This is a genomic window from Bacillus cereus group sp. Bc010 (genome assembly GCF_027716745.1).
Lineage (GTDB): Bacteria > Bacillota > Bacilli > Bacillales > Bacillaceae_G > Bacillus_A > Bacillus_A pacificus.
Window position 1 is genome coordinate 121,237 of the sequence record NZ_JAQFUY010000003.1, and the last position, 18,353, is coordinate 139,589.

Genomic DNA, 18,353 nt, shown 5'->3' on the forward strand with positions numbered 1-18,353 from the left:
CAAAAAATGAGAAGAGTTTTATAAATTAGTTTGTTTTTAATTTAGCAAGTTCATGTAAGAATTTGTCGTTTAATACTTTAATGTATGTTCCTTTCATACCTAAAGAACGCGACTCAATTACACCAGCACTTTCTAATTTACGAAGTGCATTTACGATTACCGAACGAGTGATTCCTACACGGTCAGCAATTTTACTTGCAACAAGTAAACCTTCTGTTCCGTTTAATTCTTCGAAGATGTGCTCGATTGCTTCTAACTCACTGTAAGATAATGAGCTGATCGCCATTTGAACAACAGCTTTGCTACGTGCTTCTTCTTCAATTTCTTCTGCTTTTTCACGTAAAATTTCCATACCTACAACAGTTGAGCTGTACTCAGCAAGAATTAAATCATCATCTAAGAACTCTTGACCAAGACGAGCTAAAACTAATGTACCTAGACGCTCACCGCCACCAACGATCGGTACGATTGTAGTTAAGCCTTGACCAAATAATTCTTTATTTTCTACTGGGAATGCTGTGTAAGCACTGTTTACATCTAAGTTTGAAGATGTTTCTGTAATGTTGAATAAGCTTTGTGTATACTCTTCTGGGAATTGACGCTCTGCAAGCATTTGTTTCATACGCTCATTCTCGATTTGTTGGTGAATTGCATAACCTAGTAATTTACCACGACGGCTTACTACGAATACGTTCGCTTCGATTACTTCACACATTGTGTCAGACATTTCTCTAAAGTTTACAGGCTTTCCTGCTGCGCTCTGTAATAACGCATTTAATTTTCTTGTTTTTGCTAATAATTCCATTTCAAAAGTTCCTCCTACATGTTACTCACATATTTTTTCATCACTTGGAAACTAGGGCGAGTCACCTGATGACACTATTACAAAATAAACTGGCTCACATCTTTATTTTTAGCAATCGTTGCTAATTTTTCCTCAACGTATTGAGGCGTTATCGTTATTTTCTCTAACGTAATTTCAGATGCTTCAAACGATAAATCTTCAAGGAGCTTCTCCATAATCGTATGAAGTCTTCTTGCTCCAATATTATCTGTATCCTGATTAACTTGATAAGCAATCTCAGCAATCTTACGAATAGCTTCGTCTGAAAATTCAATTTCTATACCTTCAGTCGCTAATAAAGCAATATATTGTTTAATTAACGCATTGTCAGGCTCGATTAATATTTTAACAAAATCATCCGTCGATAATTTTGTTAATTCTACTCGAATCGGAAATCTCCCTTGTAATTCCGGAATCAAATCTGACGGTTTAGACATATGAAACGCTCCAGCTGCAACGAATAAAATATAATCCGTTTTTACTGATCCGTATTTTGTCGCAACATTTGATCCTTCTACAATTGGTAAAATGTCACGTTGCACACCTTCACGTGATACATCTACACTATTCGACTGCTTACCAGCAATTTTGTCAATTTCATCGATAAAAATAATCCCGAGCTGTTCAGCACGATAAACAGCCTCTTGTGTAACTTCATCCATATCAATTAAGCGCTGTGCTTCCTCATTTGTCAAGACTTTTCTTGCTTCTTTTACAGAAAGTTTACGTTTTTTTGTTTTTTTCGGCATAAAACTTCCTAATGCATCTTGGAAATTCATCCCCATTTGTTCCATGCCAGTTCCTTGCAGCATATCGAACATGGAAGACTGTTGTTCAGTCACTTCAATCGATACAATTTCATCTTCAAGAAGTCCTGCAGCAAGCTTTCTTTCCACATCTTGACGTTTCTTTTCGATTTCAACATCTTCCTGTGAATCTGTTGTTTGATTCGAATTTTGAGCGCCACCAAATAGCATTTCTAATGGGTTTTTAAATCCAGATTGCTTCTCCGGACTCGGTACTAAAATTTCAACAAGACGTTGGTTCGCTTGTTCTTCTGCTTTGTCTTGTACTTTTACTACCATTTCTTCTTTCACAATGCGAACTGACGTTTCCACAAGGTCACGTACCATCGATTCTACATCTCTACCTACATATCCAACTTCTGTAAATTTCGTAGCTTCAACCTTAATAAAAGGTGCTCCAACGAGTTTCGCCATTCGTCGTGCTACCTCTGTTTTACCAACACCTGTCGGTCCAATCATTAAAATATTTTTAGGTACAATTTCATCACGTAGATTTTCAGCTAATTTACTTCGGCGGTATCGATTTCTTAAAGCTACAGCAACCGCTTTCTTCGCATCTTTTTGACCGATAATGTATTGATCTAATTTTTCCACAATTTGACGCGGAGTAAAATGTAAATGCATATAAAATGCCTCCCTTACGATTCTACAATTCTTCCACAATTATATTGTGGTTTGTATACACACAAATATCGCCTGCAATGTCTAAACTCGCTTTCGCAATTTGCTTCGCTGTTAAATGTTCACTTGCATATTGTTTTAAAGCACGACCTGCTGAAAGCGCATAATTTCCGCCAGATCCAATTGCTAAAATACCATCATCCGGTTCAATCACTTCTCCCGTACCTGAAACAAGGAGCATAGTTGTTTTATCCATGACAATGAGCATCGCTTCTAGCTGACGTAACATTTTGTCACCGCGCCATTGCTTCGCCATCTCAACAGCAGCACGCTGCAAGTTTCCATTATACTCTTCTAATTTCCCTTCAAACATTTCAAAAAGAGTAAATGCATCAGCAACTGAACCTGCAAAACCAGCTAAAACTTTCCCTTGAAAAAGTTTACGAACCTTACGAGCTGTATGTTTCATTACAACAGCATTTCCCATTGTCACCTGGCCATCTCCAGCCATTGCACATTCTCCATTATGATGAACTGCAAATATCGTTGTAGCGTGGAAATTTCCCATAGAAAAAACTCCTTTATATGTTTTTATAGCTTTAAAAGCAATTTATGCCCGTGGGTGATGCTTCATGTAGACAGAACGCAATCTTTCTTTAGAGACATGCGTATAAATTTGTGTCGTAGACAAATTTTCATGACCGAGTAGCTCCTGTACAGTACGTAAATCTGCCCCTTCATCTAACATATGTGTAGCAAATGTATGCCTTAACATATGAGGACTTATACGCATTGTCAGTGAAGCTTTCTTAATGAGTTCATTTAATACATAGCGTACTCCTCGACTTGTCAGCGGCGTGCCTTTCGCATTTAAAAATACCATATGAGATTGTTCTTCAGTTTTCTTGGCTAACTGTTTTCTCCCGTTCTCTATATAAGTAATTAAAGCATCTTGTGCATAGCTCCCGAACGGAATATACCTTTGTTTTTTTCCTTTTCCCATTACTAAAATTGTCCCCACCGCAAAGTCAATATCGGTAAGTTGTAAATTGACACATTCACTCACACGGATCCCGGTCGCATACATCAACTCTAATAAAGCTTGATTCCTTTGACCTAACGGGGTTCCCGCATCAGAAACTTCAAATAATTCCTCTAATTCTTCAGCATATAAAAACTTTGGGATTGACAATTCTTTTTTGGGGAGTGACGCAAGTGCAAACGGATTATCTTTCCGATAACCTTCACGCATCAAAAAACGATATAAACTTCGTAAGCTTGATACTTTTCTTGCGACAGATTTACGGGCTAACTTTTCATCGTGCAACGTCGTTAAGTACAAACGAACATCCGCGTATGTAATATCTAAAAAAGAGGATATGCCTTCTCGCTCCATAAATTGCACAAAATGTTCTAAATCATTTTGATAACTTGCAATTGTATATTTTGAATAATTTCTTTCAATTTGTAAATATCCAACGAATAATTGTAACAATTTCTTCACATTCACACAATTCACCTCAATAAAGGCTACTAAATCGTATCACAACTTAGTAGCCTTTGCAAGAAATTTAACTAAATATTTACAAAATTTCGAATCGTTTCTAAAGCGCGTGTTGCATAGGCTTCATTACGTTCTGCTTTCTTTTTAATTTTCTTCTCTAACGGTGCAAACAGACCGAAGTTTGCATTCATCGGTTGGAAGTTTTTTGCATTTGTCGCAGTAATATAATTCGCCATACTTCCCATCGCAGTTACAGGTGGTAATACAACCGGCTCTTCACCTTTTACAAGTCGAGCAGCGTTGATACCTGCTAACAATCCTGAAGCCGCTGATTCAACATATCCCTCCACTCCAGTCATTTGACCAGCGAAGAATAAATCATCACGTTGTTTATATTGGTATGTTGGACGAAGCAAGTTAGGTGAATTAATAAACGTATTACGATGCATTACACCATAACGTACAATCTCTGCGTTTTCCAGTCCTGGAATCAACTGTAACACTTCTTTTTGCGGTCCCCATTTTAAATGCGTTTGGAAACCTACGATATTGTATAACGTTCCCGCTGCATCATCTTGGCGTAACTGAACAACAGCATATGGCGTTTTCCCTGTTTTCGGATCTTCTAATCCAACAGGTTTCATCGGTCCAAATACTAGTGTTTGTCTTCCTCTACTTGCCATAACTTCTACTGGCATACAACCTTCAAAGAAAATTTCTTTTTCAAATTCTTTTAAAGGTACTGTTTCAGCAGCGATTAAAGCCTCGTAAAAACGGTCAAATTCCTCTTCCGTCATTGGACAGTTTAAATATGCCGCTTCACCTTTATCGTAACGAGATTTTAAATACACTTTATTCATATCAATGCTGTCTTTCTCAACAATCGGTGCTGCTGCATCATAGAAATAAAAGTAGTCTTCACCCGTTAATTCTTTTAATTGCGCAGAAAGATCAGGCGACGTAAGTGGACCTGTCGCGATAACAGTAGGACCTTCTGGAATTTTAGTAATTTCTTCATTCACCACAGTTACGTTCGGATGATTTTTCACATATTCCGTTACTTTTGCCGCAAATTCATGACGATCTACCGCTAAAGCCCCTCCTGCTGGTACAGAACACTCATCAGCTGCACGAATAATAACAGAATCCATTAAACGCATTTCTTCTTTAATAACACCAACAGCATTTGTTAATGTGTTTGCGCGAAGCGAGTTACTACATACTAATTCTGCAAATTTATCTGTGTGATGAGCTGGCGTTTGCCTTACCGGTCTCATTTCGTATAATCTTACTTGGACACCACGTTTTGCAATTTGGTAAGCTGCTTCACTTCCTGCAAGACCTGCGCCAATGACATTTACTACTTGTGTTGTCATATATTTATCACCTTTCCTTTTCTTCCCGAAAAAAATGTGAGCAGTTACGCTCACATTTGTTGTTCTTCTTCATAATCACACGAAATACATTGTACTTGTACGCCTTTTTTCAACTTCTTCTCTACTAGCATACCTTCACACTTCGGACATTTACGGCCAATCGGCTTATCCCAAGATACAAAGTCACACTCTGGATACGTACCGCACCCATAGAAAAGACGTTTCTTTTTATTACTACGACGCTCAATAATTTGACCTTTATCACATTTCGGACAAGTAACACCGATTTCTTTCACAATCGGTTTTGTATTACGACAATCTGGGAAATTCGAGCAAGCCATAAATTTCCCGTATTTACCCATTTTAAAGACCATTGGGTGATTACATAATTCACAATCTTCCCCAGCTGGTTCATCTTTAATTTCCACTTCACGCATTTCTTTTTCCGCTTTTTCTAAACGCGGTTCAAATCCTACGTAGAAATCATCAACAATTTTTACCCAATTCGCATTTCCTTCTTCTACTTCATCGAGGCTTTGCTCCATGTTAGCAGTAAATTCAATGTTAATAATTTCTGGGAAAAACTCTAAAATAAGTTCAATTACTATTTCACCTAGTTCAGTTGGAACGAAGCGTTTATTATCCAAACCTACATATCCACGTTTTTGAATCGTTTCAAGTGTCGGTACGTAAGTCGACGGTCTTCCAATTCCAAGCTCTTCAAGTGTTCTTACTAAACGAGCCTCTGTATAGCGCGGCGGAGGTTGTGTAAAGTGTTGCTTCGGTTCTAAATCCTTCGAAAATACGGTTTCCCCTACTTCTAAAGGTGGCAACATCTTATCCTTTTCTTCAGCCCCATCATCTTTCGACTCTACATACACTTTCATAAATCCTGGGAACTTTACAACCGATCCACTTGCACGGAACTGAACATTATTATTAATGAGTCTCGCTGTCACAGTATCCATTATAGCAGACGCCATTTGACTTGCAACAAATCGCTCCCAAATCAATTTATACAATCGAAGTTGATCACGACTTAAGAAACTCTTTAGTTCCTCTGGCTTTCTCATTACCGAAGTAGGACGAATTGCCTCATGCGCATCTTGTGCGTTCGACTTCTTCGTTTCTTTCTTCTTTTCTGTTCCTATGTATTCCGTACCAAACGCCTCAGTAATGTACGTACGTGCCTCTGTTTGAGCTGTTTCTGAGATACGTGTTGAATCAGTTCTCATATACGTAATAAGACCTACAGTTCCTTGTTTTCCAAGATCAATTCCTTCATACAATTGCTGCGCAAGCATCATCGTTTTCTTTGCTCGCATGTTTAACTTACGCGCCGCCTCTTGTTGCAAGGAAGATGTTGTAAATGGTAATGCCGGATTACGTTTTCGCTCTTTTCTCGTTACATTTTCAACTGAGAACGCATTATCTTTCAGCCGTTCAATTATTTCATTCACTTGTGTTTCATTCGTTAATTGAACCTTTTCACCATCTACACCGTAAAAGCTTGCTTCAAATGTGTCTTTCCCTTTCACAAATTCTGTCTTAATTGTCCAGAATTCTTCAGGCTCGAAACTTTGAATTTCTCTTTCACGTTCGATAATTAAACGAACTGCTACAGATTGTACGCGTCCTGCACTTAATCCTTTTTTTACTTTCTTCCATAATAAAGGACTAATATTGTAACCAACAAGACGATCTAGTATACGTCTTGCTTGTTGTGCATCTACTAAATTCATGTTAATCGCGCGAGGATGTTTAAAGGATTCCTTTATTGCATCTTTTGTAATCTCATTAAACACAACTCGGCAATCTGATTCAACGTCCACATTTAACGTATTGGCTAAATGCCAAGCAATAGCTTCCCCTTCGCGGTCTGGATCGGCCGCGAGATAGACTTTCTTTGCTTTTTTTGCTGCTGATTTTAAGTCTTTTAAGACGGGACCTTTACCACGAATGGTAATATACTTCGGGGTGAAGTTGTTCTTTACTTCTATCCCCATTTGGCTTTTAGGTAAATCGCGAACGTGTCCCATAGACGCGACAACTTTGTATTTTTTCCCTAAATATTTCTCAATGGTCTTCGCCTTAGAAGGCGACTCCACGATTACGAGGTAATCTGACATGCTAGTGCCTCCTTAAGAGGTGGATTCAAGTCTTCATTAATCTTATTGATTTCTCTTGTTTTTGTCAATCAAGAATGAATATACCATACAGTGCCTATCTACCATTTGTCAATAATTGTTTAATAAAAACATAAAAATATAAGGTTAATTTAAAATCTCTTCCAGTATATCTTCTGCATTTCTTACTAGTTTCGCTCCTTGTTGAATGAGATGATTTGTTCCTGATGCACTATCTATAAATATAGGTCCAGGAAGTGCAAATACCTCTCTATTTTGCTCTAGAGCAAGGTCTGCGGTAATAAGTGTTCCACTTCTCGATTTCGCTTCTACAACTAAAACACCTTTACTTATGCCACTAATAATCCGATTCCTTTTTGGAAAATACCATTTTTTCGGTGCATAGTGCGGCGGATACTCTGTTAATAACAATATATATTCATTCCACACTTCATATAAATATCGATTCTCTCTTGGATATATATACGATAATCCATGTCCTAGTATCGCGATTGTTGGGCAATGCCGTCTTACTGTAATTTCATGAGACATCGCATCTATCCCTCTTGCAAATCCACTGACAACAAGCCATTCCTTTTCTAATAATGGATGTAAAATAAATTTCAAACTTTCATATCCATATAAATTCGGTTCTCTTGTTCCAACAACCGCTAATTTATTCGCTTTATTAAGAAAATCTTTCTCTCCTTTTCCATATAATACAAAGGGAGGATCTTGTATTTCACGTAATAATTTTGGATAATCTTCATCCCATATTGTCATATAAAAGAATCGATTTTTCTCTAAATAAGATATATATTGTGGGAGATTTGAACTTTGAAGAAAATTTACTAATTCTGAAGATTTTTTCGAGGATATTCCAGTGTAACATTCAATTTGTTTTGCATTAAAATTGTATATTTCCTTCAATTCTGGATCGACATGTAATAGCCTCTCTATCGCCTTCCAATGGTCTGCTAACAAGTAATGAAGATGTAATAATCGTTCTCTTTTCATCACAATTCTCCTTACCCATAATTTTTATTATGTTAACAAGAAGTTTGTAAAAAGACACCTTCAAGCAAGAAGGTGTCTTTCAACAGATTAGTAGTTTTTACAAGTCTCAAATAGACCTTTTTCTTTTAAGACAGAGATTAGCGTTTCACCCATAACTGCTGGAGTTTCCGCTACTTTAATACCACAAGCTTCCATCGTTTTAATCTTTTCTGCAGCAGTTCCTTTGCCGCCAGAAATGATTGCACCAGCATGACCCATACGTTTGCCAGCAGGCGCTGTTTGGCCGCCAATGAAGCCTACAACAGGTTTTGTCATATTAGCTTTTACCCATTCAGCTGCCTCTTCTTCCGCTGTACCACCGATTTCACCAATCATAATTACAGCGTGTGTTTCTTCATCTTCATTAAATGCTTTTAACGCGTCAATAAAGTCTGTACCGTTAACAGGGTCTCCGCCGATACCTACAGCCGTAGATTGACCAATACCTTCTTGTGTTAACTGATGTACAGCCTCATACGTTAATGTACCAGAGCGAGATACGATACCTACATGACCTTTTTTATGAATGTATCCTGGCATAATACCAATTTTACATTCATCAGGTGTGATAACACCTGGGCAGTTCGGTCCAAGTAAACGTGTATGTTTACCAGCCATATATCTCTTTACATTTACCATATCTAATACAGGAATTCCTTCAGTAATACATACTACTAAATCAATTTCTGCATCAACTGCTTCCATAATTGCATCAGCCGCAAAAGCGGGTGGAACGTATACAACTGAAGCGTTTGCGCCTGTTGCTTTCACTGCATCTTCTACAGTATCAAATACTGGTACACCTTCAATATCAGTGCCACCTTTACCTGGCGTTACACCACCGACAATTTTCGTACCGTATTCTATCATTTGCTTTGTGTGGAATAACCCTTGAGAACCTGTAATACCTTGAACAATAACTTTTGTATCTTTATTAACTAATACGCTCATTTTTCTCCCCCGCTTTCTATTAGCCCACTAGTGAAACAATTTTTTGTGCACCGTCTGCCATAGATTCTGCTGCAACAATATTTAAGCCAGACTCATTTAAAATTTTCTTACCTAACTCTACGTTTGTACCTTCAAGACGTACAACTAAAGGCAATTCAAGACCTACTTGTTTCGTTGCTTCAATAACACCTTCTGCAATAACATCACACTTCATAATGCCACCAAAAATGTTAACGAAGATACCTTTTACATTTTTGTCAGAAAGGATAATTTTGAATGCTTCTGTAACCTTTTCAGCTGTCGCACCGCCACCAACATCTAAAAAGTTAGCTGGATCTCCATGGTAATGTTTAATGATATCCATAGTAGCCATCGCTAAACCTGCACCATTAACCATACAACCGATATTTCCATCTAAAGGAATGTAGTTTAAGTCATATTTAGAAGCTTCGATTTCTTTTGCATCTTCTTCATCAAGGTCACGAAGTTCTAAAATGTCTTTATGGCGATATAAAGCATTAGAATCAAAGTTTAATTTCGCATCTAATGCCATAACTTTACCATCACCTGTTGTAACAAGTGGGTTAATCTCTGCGATAGAGCAATCTTTTTCGATAAAAGCACGGTATAAGCCCATCATAAACTTCACAGCTTGTCCTACAAGCTCTTTTGGAATATTGATGTTAAATGCAATTCGGCGTGCTTGGAAGCCTTGTAAGCCTACTGCTGGATCAATATATTCTTTAAAGATTTTTTCAGGTGTTTTTTCTGCTACTTCTTCAATTTCTGTTCCGCCTTCTTCAGAAGCCATTAAAACAACTTGAGAAGTTGCACGGTCTAAAACAAGACCTACATAATATTCTTTTTTAATATCGCAACCTTCTTCGATAAGTAAGCGTTTTACTTCCTTACCTTCAGGACCTGTTTGATGTGTCACAAGTGTAGTTCCTAAAATGCTCTCTGCATATGTACGAACTTCATCTAAATTTTTTGCAACTTTTACTCCGCCAGCTTTGCCGCGTCCACCAGCGTGAATTTGTGCTTTCACTACACATACATCCGTTCCTAATTCTTTCGCCGCTTCTACAGCTTCTTCTACTGTAAATGCAACCTTCCCGTTCGGAACGCTAACCCCATAGCTTCTAAGGACTGCCTTACCTTGGTACTCATGGATATTCATGGTCCCATCCTCCCCTGTTTTCCTGTTTTACTCGAAAAGTTTTTTAATGTTTAAAAAACATTACATTGCCATTGTATAAGATGATTGGCACGCTGTCTACAATAAAGTGTCAGAAAACTGAAATCGCTTTATTCTTTTTGGAAAATAGTAATGTTTATATGTCAAAATACAAAATAAGCTGCGTTTTCGCAGCTTATTTTTGAATCATATCTTTAATTGGCGCGAACGATTTTCGATGTTCTTCTAATATGCCATGCGCTTCAATCGCTTCTAAATGTTGTTTTGTGCCATATCCCATATGTTGTTCAAATCCATATGCAGGATACTTTTCTCCAAGCTCTTTCATCATACGATCTCTCGTTACTTTCGCAATAATAGATGCAGCTGAAATAGAAATACTTTTTGCATCACCTTTAATAATAGATGTTTGCGGAATTGGTGTAGGGAGTTTCATCGCATCAATTAATAAATATTGTGGTGTACAAGATAAATTCGCTACAGCATCTAACATCGCTTGTTTCGTCGCTTGATAAATATTTATTTCATCAATAACTTGCGGTGATACAATTCCAACTCCAATTGCAATTGCTTGCGCTTTAATTTCATCATAAAAACGCTCACGTTTCGCTTCACTCAACTTTTTCGAGTCATTTAACCCTGGAATATAAAAATCCTCAGGAAGAACGACAGCTGCCGTCACAACAGGCCCAGCTAACGGTCCACGACCTACTTCATCTATACCTGCGATATATGTGAGACCTTTTTCACGTAACGCATTTTCATACTTAGACATTTCTAGAAATTTTTCTTTTTCCTTTTGCGCTAACTCTTTTTGTTTATACCACTTAGAAATGAGCTTTTGTACCCCTTTACGTTCATCTTTTATTAATATTTGAAAGCGGTCGTCCTCTTCACTCATAATTTCTTGTAGTAGATGTTCCGCCTCTTGAATAGTCACTTTTTGCATTCATGCCACTCCCTTTATATACAAAAAAGAAAAGACGTACAAACGCACGTCTTATACTTCTTCTACTTTTTCTGCATCTTCTGTCTGCTCCGCAAACTCTTCTGGTGTTTCAAACGTCATTTTCCCAAGTTTGCCACCACGAAGCTCACGAAGTATAAGTTCAGATGTTTTATCATAATCAATCATTCCGCCGCCCATTAAACAGCCTCTATTTTTTCCAATCGCATCAAATAACTCCACGATGTCTTCTGGAATGTCATTTAAATTATAGCGCTCTTTTAATCGGTCTGGGTAATGTTTCTCCATAAAACGTAGCGCATAAACAGCTACGTCTTGTAGATTTAAAATAGAATCTTTAATTGCACCAGTCGTAGCTAGACGTAACCCAACTAATTGGTCTTCAAATTTAGGCCATAAAATACCTGGCGTATCTAACAACTCCATTTCTTTCCCAACCTTAATCCATTGCTGAGCTGTTGTCACACCAGGACGATCCCCTGTTTTAGCAATATTTTTCTTCGCTAACTTATTAATCAACGTAGATTTACCAACATTCGGTATCCCTACAATTAATGCACGAATCGCTCTCGGTCTAATACCTTTTGCAACCATTTTATCGAATTTCTCTTTCACTAACACTTTACAAGCCGCCGCAATTTCCTTCATGCCTTGTCCAGCCTGTGCGTTAATTGAAATTGCCATATGGCCTTTTTCTTTAAAATATGCGATCCATTGCTTTGTTAAACGATCGTCTGCCATATCCGCTTTATTTAAAACAACAAGCCTCGGTTTATGTGTAATAATCTCATCGATCATCGGATTTCGAGAAGATAAAGGTAATCGAGCATCTACAAGCTCAATTACAACATCAATTAACTTTAATTTTTCTGTTACTTGGCGTCTAGCCTTTGCCATATGTCCCGGGAACCATTGAATTACCATGTTGCCACCTTCTTTTTCTTTTATTTCACAATACGAGCATCTTTTAACGGCCAATATAGTATATTTGCCTTTCCAATCACTTGGTCCATTGAAATTGTACCAATCGAACGGCTATCTTTACTAAAACGACGATTATCGCCTAAAACAAATAATTGACCTTCTGGAACAGTTTTCTTCCCTGTCATTTCTTCAAGAGTGAAATCATATGTAAGCGGTCCGTCAGCAATTTGTTTTTTCTGCTTGTCTAAATACGGCTCCTCATAAGCCTTTCCGTTAACATATAGTTTATCATTACGATACTCTATTTCATCGCCTGGTAGGCCGATAATACGCTTAATATAATCTTTATCTTCCGTTGCTCGGAATACAATAATATCAAATCGTTTCGGATCTCCTATGTGATAACCAATTTTATTAACAATCATTCGATCGCGATCATGTAATGTAGACGCCATCGATACTCCATCTACGAGAATTGGCGCAAAGAAAAACTGTCTAATAACACCTGCTAATACAACAGCTATCAAAATTGCCTTGATCCATTCCCAAAGTGAACTCTTTTCTTTCTTCATGCTTTTCCCCTCCACGATTATGTAAGCTGATCGTATTATATCAAAATTTTATATAGATTGGAAAAAGGGAGCTTGTGCATTTACAAGCTCCCATACATGTCTTATCGAATTTCTTTAATACGTGCTTTTTTACCGCGAAGGTTACGTAAGTAGTATAACTTAGCACGACGTACTTTACCACGGCGAAGTACTTCGATTTTCGCGATTCTTGGCGTGTGAACTGGGAATGTACGCTCTACACCTACACCGTAAGAAATCTTACGAACTGTGAATGTTTCACTGATTCCGCCACCACGACGTTTAATTACAACACCTTCGAAAAGCTGAATTCTTTCACGAGTTCCCTCAACTACTTTTACGTGTACACGTAAAGTGTCTCCAGGACGGAATGAAGGAAGGTCAGTTTTTAATTGGCCTTTTGTAATTTCTGCGATTAATTGTTGCATATTAAATTCTCTCCTTTAAACAGATGCTCTTATAAAGTCTAAATAAATTACAGCGGAACATCGTTAATACGGCTACTGATTTCAGCAGCACAAGTGTTATAATAGCATATTGCTAAGGCTGTTGCAATAGAAAATATATCAAGCACTTATTTGCCTTCTTTAATCTGTTCTAGCCACTTCTTTTCTTGCTTAGACAATTCTCGTTCTTCTAGTAAATCCGGTCTACGCGTGTACGTACGACGCAACGATTCTTTATGTCGCCATTCATCAATATTTTTATGATTTCCCGACATTAATACATCTGGCACTTTCATACCACGAAAATCAGCTGGACGTGTATAATGAGGATGCTCTAATAAACCTGTACTAAACGAATCCTCGACTTGTGAAGCATGATTTCCTAGTACTCCTGGAAGGAGACGTACGACACTATCAGTTATAACCATAGAGGCTAACTCTCCACCCGTTAATACATAGTCACCGATAGAAATCTCATCTGTTACGAGATGTTCACGAATTCGTTCGTCATATCCTTCATAATGCCCACATACAAAGATTACATGTTCTTCCTCTGCAAGCTCTTCCGCTTTCTTCTGAGTAAACCTTTCACCTTGCGGACACATTAAGACAACTCGCGGCTTCCGCTCCGTTTCTTTCGTTAAATCTTCTACAGCATCAAAAATAGGCTGAGGAGTTAACACCATCCCAGCGCCGCCACCATACGGATAATCATCCACACTATTATGCTTACTCGTTGTATAATCGCGGAAATTGACAACACGGAGCTCTACCGCTTCTTTTTCTTGTGCTTTCTTTAAAATTGAAGATCCAAACACACCTGTAAACATATCTGGAAACAAAGTTAAAATGTCAATTTTCATTATAGTAGCCCTTCCATTACATGAATGGTTACTAATTTATTCTCAATGTTAACTTGAAGTACAACATCATCAATATAAGGAATTAACAGATCTTGACCTTTTGGACGTTTAATTACCCAAACATCATTTGCACCAGGAGATAAAACTTCTTTTATTGTCCCTAACGCTTCTCCTTCTTCCGTTACAACGTTGCAACCAATAATTTCATGATAGTAGTATTCGCCTTCAGCTAGTTCGCCTAATTGATCTTCAGGTACTTTTAAAAGAGAACCTTTAAACTGTTCTACTTCATTTACATTCCCATATCCTTCAAATGTCAATAAATCAAATGTTTTATGTTGACGATGAGAAGTAATCTTTACTGGGAAAGGCTCTCCACCTTTTTCATTCGATATGTATAACGTATTCCCTACCTTATATCGCTCTTCTGGAAAATCAGTACGAGAAACCACACGAATTTCTCCTTTTACGCCATGAGTATTTACAATTTTCCCTACGTTAAACCATTTTGTCATAAACAGTATGTCACCCCTGGTTTCTATATAAATTAAGCATCCCCATTTCACATATGGAACATGCAATTTCTCTTTAAATGTTAAAAAAGGGAGAGGAAATAACTCCTCGCCCTTTTTACGTTTATTGAATTTCCAGTGTTACTTTTTCACTATTGTGATGTCCCACTGAATACAAGAGCATTCGAATTGCTTTCGCAACTTTCCCTTGTTTTCCAATGACTTTTCCAACATCCTCAGGATGTACAGTTAATCGATACTTTATCTCTCCGTTGTAAAGTTCCTGTGTAACTTTTACATCTTCAGGATAATCGACAAGAGGCTTGACAATCGTCTCGACTAACTTCTTCATAGTCATTGCCTCAATTACTTACCTTGTTTAGATAAGTGGAATTTCTCCATGATACCTTGGTTAGAGAATAAGTTACGAACTGTATCAGATGGTTTAGCACCATTTCCTAACCATTTTAATGCTGCTTCTTCGTTGATCTTAACTTCAGCTGGTTGAGCAACCGGATTGTAAGTACCGATTTCCTCAATGAAACGTCCGTCACGAGGAGAACGAGAATCTGCAACAACTACACGATAGAAAGGAGTTTTTTTAGCTCCCATACGTTTTAAACGAATTTTAACTGCCATTTATAAAGCACCTCCGAATTTATTTCACACAGATAATTATATTAGCAAAAAGACTATTGCTTTGTAAAGTATTTTTTCTTAACAGAGCCATCTTTTTTCCTTACATGAATGGAAACTTCAATCCACCTAGTCCTTTTTTCTTACCTTTTTGCATTCCAGTCATCGTTTTCATCATCTTTTTCATATCATCAAATTGCTTGATTAAACGATTGATTTCTTGTACCGTTGTACCGCTACCTTTGGCAATGCGTTTTTTGCGACTAGCATTGATTATTTCCGGTTGTTCTCGCTCTAATTTAGTCATAGAACGAATAATTGCCTCAATATGCCCAATTTGTTTTTCATCAACTTGTGCATTTTTCAGCCCTTTAATTTTATTTGCACCAGGAAGCATTCCTAACAATTCATCAAGCGGGCCAAGTTGACGCACTTGTCCAAGTTGTTCTAGGAAATCGTCAAGTGTAAACGAAAGCGTACGCATTTTTTGCTCAAGTTCTTTTGCTTTCTCTTCATCAACTGTAGCTTGCGCTTTTTCAATTAATGTTAAGACGTCTCCCATCCCTAAAATACGGGATGCCATACGTTCTGGATGGAACGCTTCAAGTGCATCTAGTTTTTCACCCATACCAGCAAATTTAATTGGCGTATTTGTAACAGCTTTAATAGACAATGCCGCACCACCGCGCGTATCACCATCCAGCTTCGTTAATACAACCCCTGTTAAACCTAACTGTTCATGGAAACTTTGTGCAACATTAACCGCGTCTTGTCCTGTCATCGCATCGACAACAAGGAAAATTTCATCCGGTTTCGCAACTTCTTTCACTTTCGCTAATTCATCCATTAGTTCTTCATCAATATGCAGGCGACCTGCTGTATCAATTAAAACATAATCATGATGATCTTCTTTCGCTTTTGCAATCGCTTGTTTCGCAATTTCAACAGGACTTACTTGATCTCCTAAAGAGAATACAGGCATGTCCAATTGCTTCCCTAATGTTTCAAGCTGTTTAATCGCTGCAGGACGGTAAATATCCGCCGCAACAAGCATTGGTTTACGATTATGCTTTTTACGAAGCAAATTCGCAAGCTTACCTGTCGTCGTTGTTTTACCTGCACCTTGCAGACCAACCATCATAATAACAGTCGGTGGCTTATTAGCAACAGCAATTTTGCTTTGCTCTCCGCCCATAAGTTCTGTAAGTTCTTCCTGTACAACTTTAATTACTTGTTGTCCAGGTGTCAAACTTTTCATTACATCTTGTCCGACAGCACGTTCAGATACACGCTTTACAAAATCTTTTACTACTTTAAAGTTAACGTCCGCTTCTAAAAGAGCTAGACGAACTTCTCTCATCATTTCTTTCACATCGGCTTCAGAAACTTTTCCTTTGCCGCGGATTTTTTGCATCGTCTGTTGAAGTCGGTCGGCTAATCCTTCAAATGCCATATTGCCGCCCTCCTAATCTAATTTTTCGATAGCTTCAACAACTTGTTTCATTTCTTCATTCACATGCTCTTCTTCGCTGATTAGCTGTTTTAGCTTTGCAACAAGTCGCTGTCGCTCTTGAAACTTTTGAAGTAATACTAATTTTTCTTCATATTCTTCAAGCATCGCTTCAGTCCGTTTAATGTTATCATACACGGCTTGGCGACTTACATCAAATTCTTCCGCAATTTCACCAAGAGATAAATCATCTAGATAATAAAGCGACATATAACTTCTTTGTTTTTGCGTTAACAACGATTGATAAAAATCAAATAAATAGTTCATTCTCGTTGTTTTTTCGAGCATGTTGGATCATCCTTTGTTAAGTGATTTCCCTTTACATGAATTAGTTTACATGGAGTACAAAAGAGTGTCAAGTTTTTTTCTTAACATCGCATGTTTTTATAGAAAAAGAAGCGGAAAATACCGCTTCTTTCACTTATACTTCTTCTGTTTCTACTAAGTTCGCAAATAAACCATATACATATTGTTCTGGATCGAACTGTTGCAAATCATCCATTTGCTCTCCTAATCCAACGAATTTCACCGGTACATCCATTTCGTTACGAATTGCTAATACAATACCACCTTTAGCAGTTCCATCTAACTTCGTTAAAACAATACCAGTCACATTCGTTGCTTCACGGAATGTTTTCGCTTGACTTAAACCGTTTTGTCCTGTTGTTGCATCAATAACAAGCAATACTTCATGAGGAGCTCCTGGTACTTCACGCTCAATTACACGCTTTACCTTCTCTAACTCTTTCATTAAGTTTACTTTATTTTGTAAACGTCCTGCTGTATCACATAGTAATACATCTACTTTACGTGCTTTTGCAGCTTGTACAGCGTCATACATAACCGCTGCTGGATCAGACCCTGATCCTTGTTTAATCACTTCTACCCCAACGCGATCGCCCCATACTTCTAATTGTTCAATCGCTCCAGCACGGAATGTATCTCCTGCTGCTAATAAGACAGACTTACCTTCTGATTTAAACTTATGAGCCATCTTACCAATTGTTGTCGTTTTACCTACACCATTCACACCAACAAATAAAACAACTGTCAAGCCATCCTTTTGCACATTAATTTCATTAGTAAAATCGCTGTCACCTTTATAAATTTCTATTAATTTTTCCGAAATAACAGCTTGTACTTCTTTTGGATCTTGAATATTACGGCGTTGCACTTCTTCTTTCAGCTGGTCGATTAATTCCATCACTGTCGAAACGCCAACATCTGCACCGATTAAAATTTCTTCTAATTCTTCGAAGAAATCTTCATCTACTTTACGGTAACGAAAGACTAAATCATTTACTTTATCTGCAAACGAATTTCTCGTTTTTTCTAATCCTTGTTTAAACTTCTCTGTTACCGTATCTGTTTGTTTTGAAATTTTTTCTTTTAGTTTTTTAAAAAAGCTCATACTGTCCCATCC

General features: G+C 37.6%; 20 protein-coding genes. All 20 read right to left on the reverse strand.

Annotation, left to right across the window (positions count from 1 at the left end; genetic code table 11):
- Positions 1-25: 25 nt before the first annotated feature.
- Positions 26-805: a GTP-sensing pleiotropic transcriptional regulator CodY gene (codY, locus tag PDQ68_RS06015; protein ID WP_000421288.1), complete on the reverse strand. Its 780-nt coding sequence runs from the start codon at positions 803-805 to the stop codon at positions 26-28.
- 77 nt (positions 806-882) lie between these two features.
- Positions 883-2,274: an ATP-dependent protease ATPase subunit HslU gene (gene hslU, locus PDQ68_RS06020; RefSeq protein WP_270786621.1), complete on the reverse strand. Its 1,392-nt coding sequence runs from the start codon at positions 2,272-2,274 to the stop codon at positions 883-885.
- A gap of 22 nt (positions 2,275-2,296) precedes the next feature.
- On the reverse strand, positions 2,297-2,839 hold the full coding sequence (hslV, locus tag PDQ68_RS06025) for an ATP-dependent protease proteolytic subunit HslV (protein WP_000526271.1): 543 nt from the start codon (positions 2,837-2,839) through the stop codon (positions 2,297-2,299).
- Between the two features lie 42 nt (positions 2,840-2,881).
- Entirely contained in the window at positions 2,882-3,781 is a 900-nt protein-coding gene (gene xerC, locus PDQ68_RS06030) for a tyrosine recombinase XerC (RefSeq protein WP_061183966.1), read from the reverse strand.
- A gap of 65 nt (positions 3,782-3,846) precedes the next feature.
- Complete coding sequence (trmFO, locus tag PDQ68_RS06035) at positions 3,847-5,151, reverse strand: FADH(2)-oxidizing methylenetetrahydrofolate--tRNA-(uracil(54)-C(5))-methyltransferase TrmFO (protein WP_012644562.1); 1,305 nt, start codon at positions 5,149-5,151, stop codon at positions 3,847-3,849.
- 50 nt (positions 5,152-5,201) lie between these two features.
- Positions 5,202-7,280: a type I DNA topoisomerase gene (gene topA / locus PDQ68_RS06040; protein WP_001286972.1), complete on the reverse strand. Its 2,079-nt coding sequence runs from the start codon at positions 7,278-7,280 to the stop codon at positions 5,202-5,204.
- Positions 7,281-7,424: 144 nt separating this feature from the next.
- Complete coding sequence (dprA, locus tag PDQ68_RS06045; RefSeq protein ID WP_061183965.1) at positions 7,425-8,294, reverse strand: DNA-processing protein DprA; 870 nt, start codon at positions 8,292-8,294, stop codon at positions 7,425-7,427.
- 87 nt (positions 8,295-8,381) lie between these two features.
- On the reverse strand, positions 8,382-9,284 hold the full coding sequence (gene sucD / locus PDQ68_RS06050) for a succinate--CoA ligase subunit alpha (RefSeq protein WP_000115178.1): 903 nt from the start codon (positions 9,282-9,284) through the stop codon (positions 8,382-8,384).
- Between the two features lie 19 nt (positions 9,285-9,303).
- On the reverse strand, positions 9,304-10,464 hold the full coding sequence (gene sucC / locus PDQ68_RS06055; RefSeq protein WP_001020785.1) for an ADP-forming succinate--CoA ligase subunit beta: 1,161 nt from the start codon (positions 10,462-10,464) through the stop codon (positions 9,304-9,306).
- 193 nt (positions 10,465-10,657) lie between these two features.
- Positions 10,658-11,431: a ribonuclease HII gene (gene rnhB, locus PDQ68_RS06060; protein ID WP_001174724.1), complete on the reverse strand. Its 774-nt coding sequence runs from the start codon at positions 11,429-11,431 to the stop codon at positions 10,658-10,660.
- A 51-nt stretch (positions 11,432-11,482) separates the two neighbouring features.
- Entirely contained in the window at positions 11,483-12,373 is an 891-nt protein-coding gene (ylqF, locus tag PDQ68_RS06065; RefSeq protein ID WP_000236697.1) for a ribosome biogenesis GTPase YlqF, read from the reverse strand.
- Positions 12,374-12,393: 20 nt separating this feature from the next.
- A complete protein-coding gene (gene lepB / locus PDQ68_RS06070; RefSeq protein WP_000711857.1) occupies positions 12,394-12,945 on the reverse strand; it encodes a signal peptidase I in 552 nt (183 codons plus the stop codon).
- A gap of 101 nt (positions 12,946-13,046) precedes the next feature.
- Positions 13,047-13,391, reverse strand: a complete 345-nt coding sequence (gene rplS / locus PDQ68_RS06075) for a 50S ribosomal protein L19 (RefSeq protein WP_001186516.1) — start codon at positions 13,389-13,391, stop codon at positions 13,047-13,049.
- 146 nt (positions 13,392-13,537) lie between these two features.
- A complete protein-coding gene (trmD, locus tag PDQ68_RS06080; protein WP_016718304.1) occupies positions 13,538-14,272 on the reverse strand; it encodes a tRNA (guanosine(37)-N1)-methyltransferase TrmD in 735 nt (244 codons plus the stop codon).
- Positions 14,272-14,787: a ribosome maturation factor RimM gene (gene rimM, locus PDQ68_RS06085; RefSeq protein ID WP_000170268.1), complete on the reverse strand. Its 516-nt coding sequence runs from the start codon at positions 14,785-14,787 to the stop codon at positions 14,272-14,274. Before rimM ends, trmD begins: the two co-directional genes overlap by 1 nt.
- A 121-nt stretch (positions 14,788-14,908) precedes the next feature.
- On the reverse strand, positions 14,909-15,136 hold the full coding sequence (locus PDQ68_RS06090) for a KH domain-containing protein (RefSeq protein ID WP_000737403.1): 228 nt from the start codon (positions 15,134-15,136) through the stop codon (positions 14,909-14,911).
- A gap of 14 nt (positions 15,137-15,150) precedes the next feature.
- Positions 15,151-15,423, reverse strand: a complete 273-nt coding sequence (gene rpsP / locus PDQ68_RS06095) for a 30S ribosomal protein S16 (protein ID WP_000268750.1) — start codon at positions 15,421-15,423, stop codon at positions 15,151-15,153.
- A 100-nt stretch (positions 15,424-15,523) separates the two neighbouring features.
- Positions 15,524-16,873 (reverse strand): signal recognition particle protein, encoded by a 1,350-nt coding sequence (gene ffh, locus PDQ68_RS06100; RefSeq protein ID WP_000863461.1) that lies wholly within the window; start codon positions 16,871-16,873, stop codon positions 15,524-15,526.
- 12 nt (positions 16,874-16,885) lie between these two features.
- Entirely contained in the window at positions 16,886-17,218 is a 333-nt protein-coding gene (locus PDQ68_RS06105; RefSeq protein ID WP_000891062.1) for a putative DNA-binding protein, read from the reverse strand.
- 133 nt (positions 17,219-17,351) lie between these two features.
- On the reverse strand, positions 17,352-18,341 hold the full coding sequence (gene ftsY / locus PDQ68_RS06110; RefSeq protein WP_000007647.1) for a signal recognition particle-docking protein FtsY: 990 nt from the start codon (positions 18,339-18,341) through the stop codon (positions 17,352-17,354).
- Positions 18,342-18,353 lie beyond the last annotated feature (12 nt).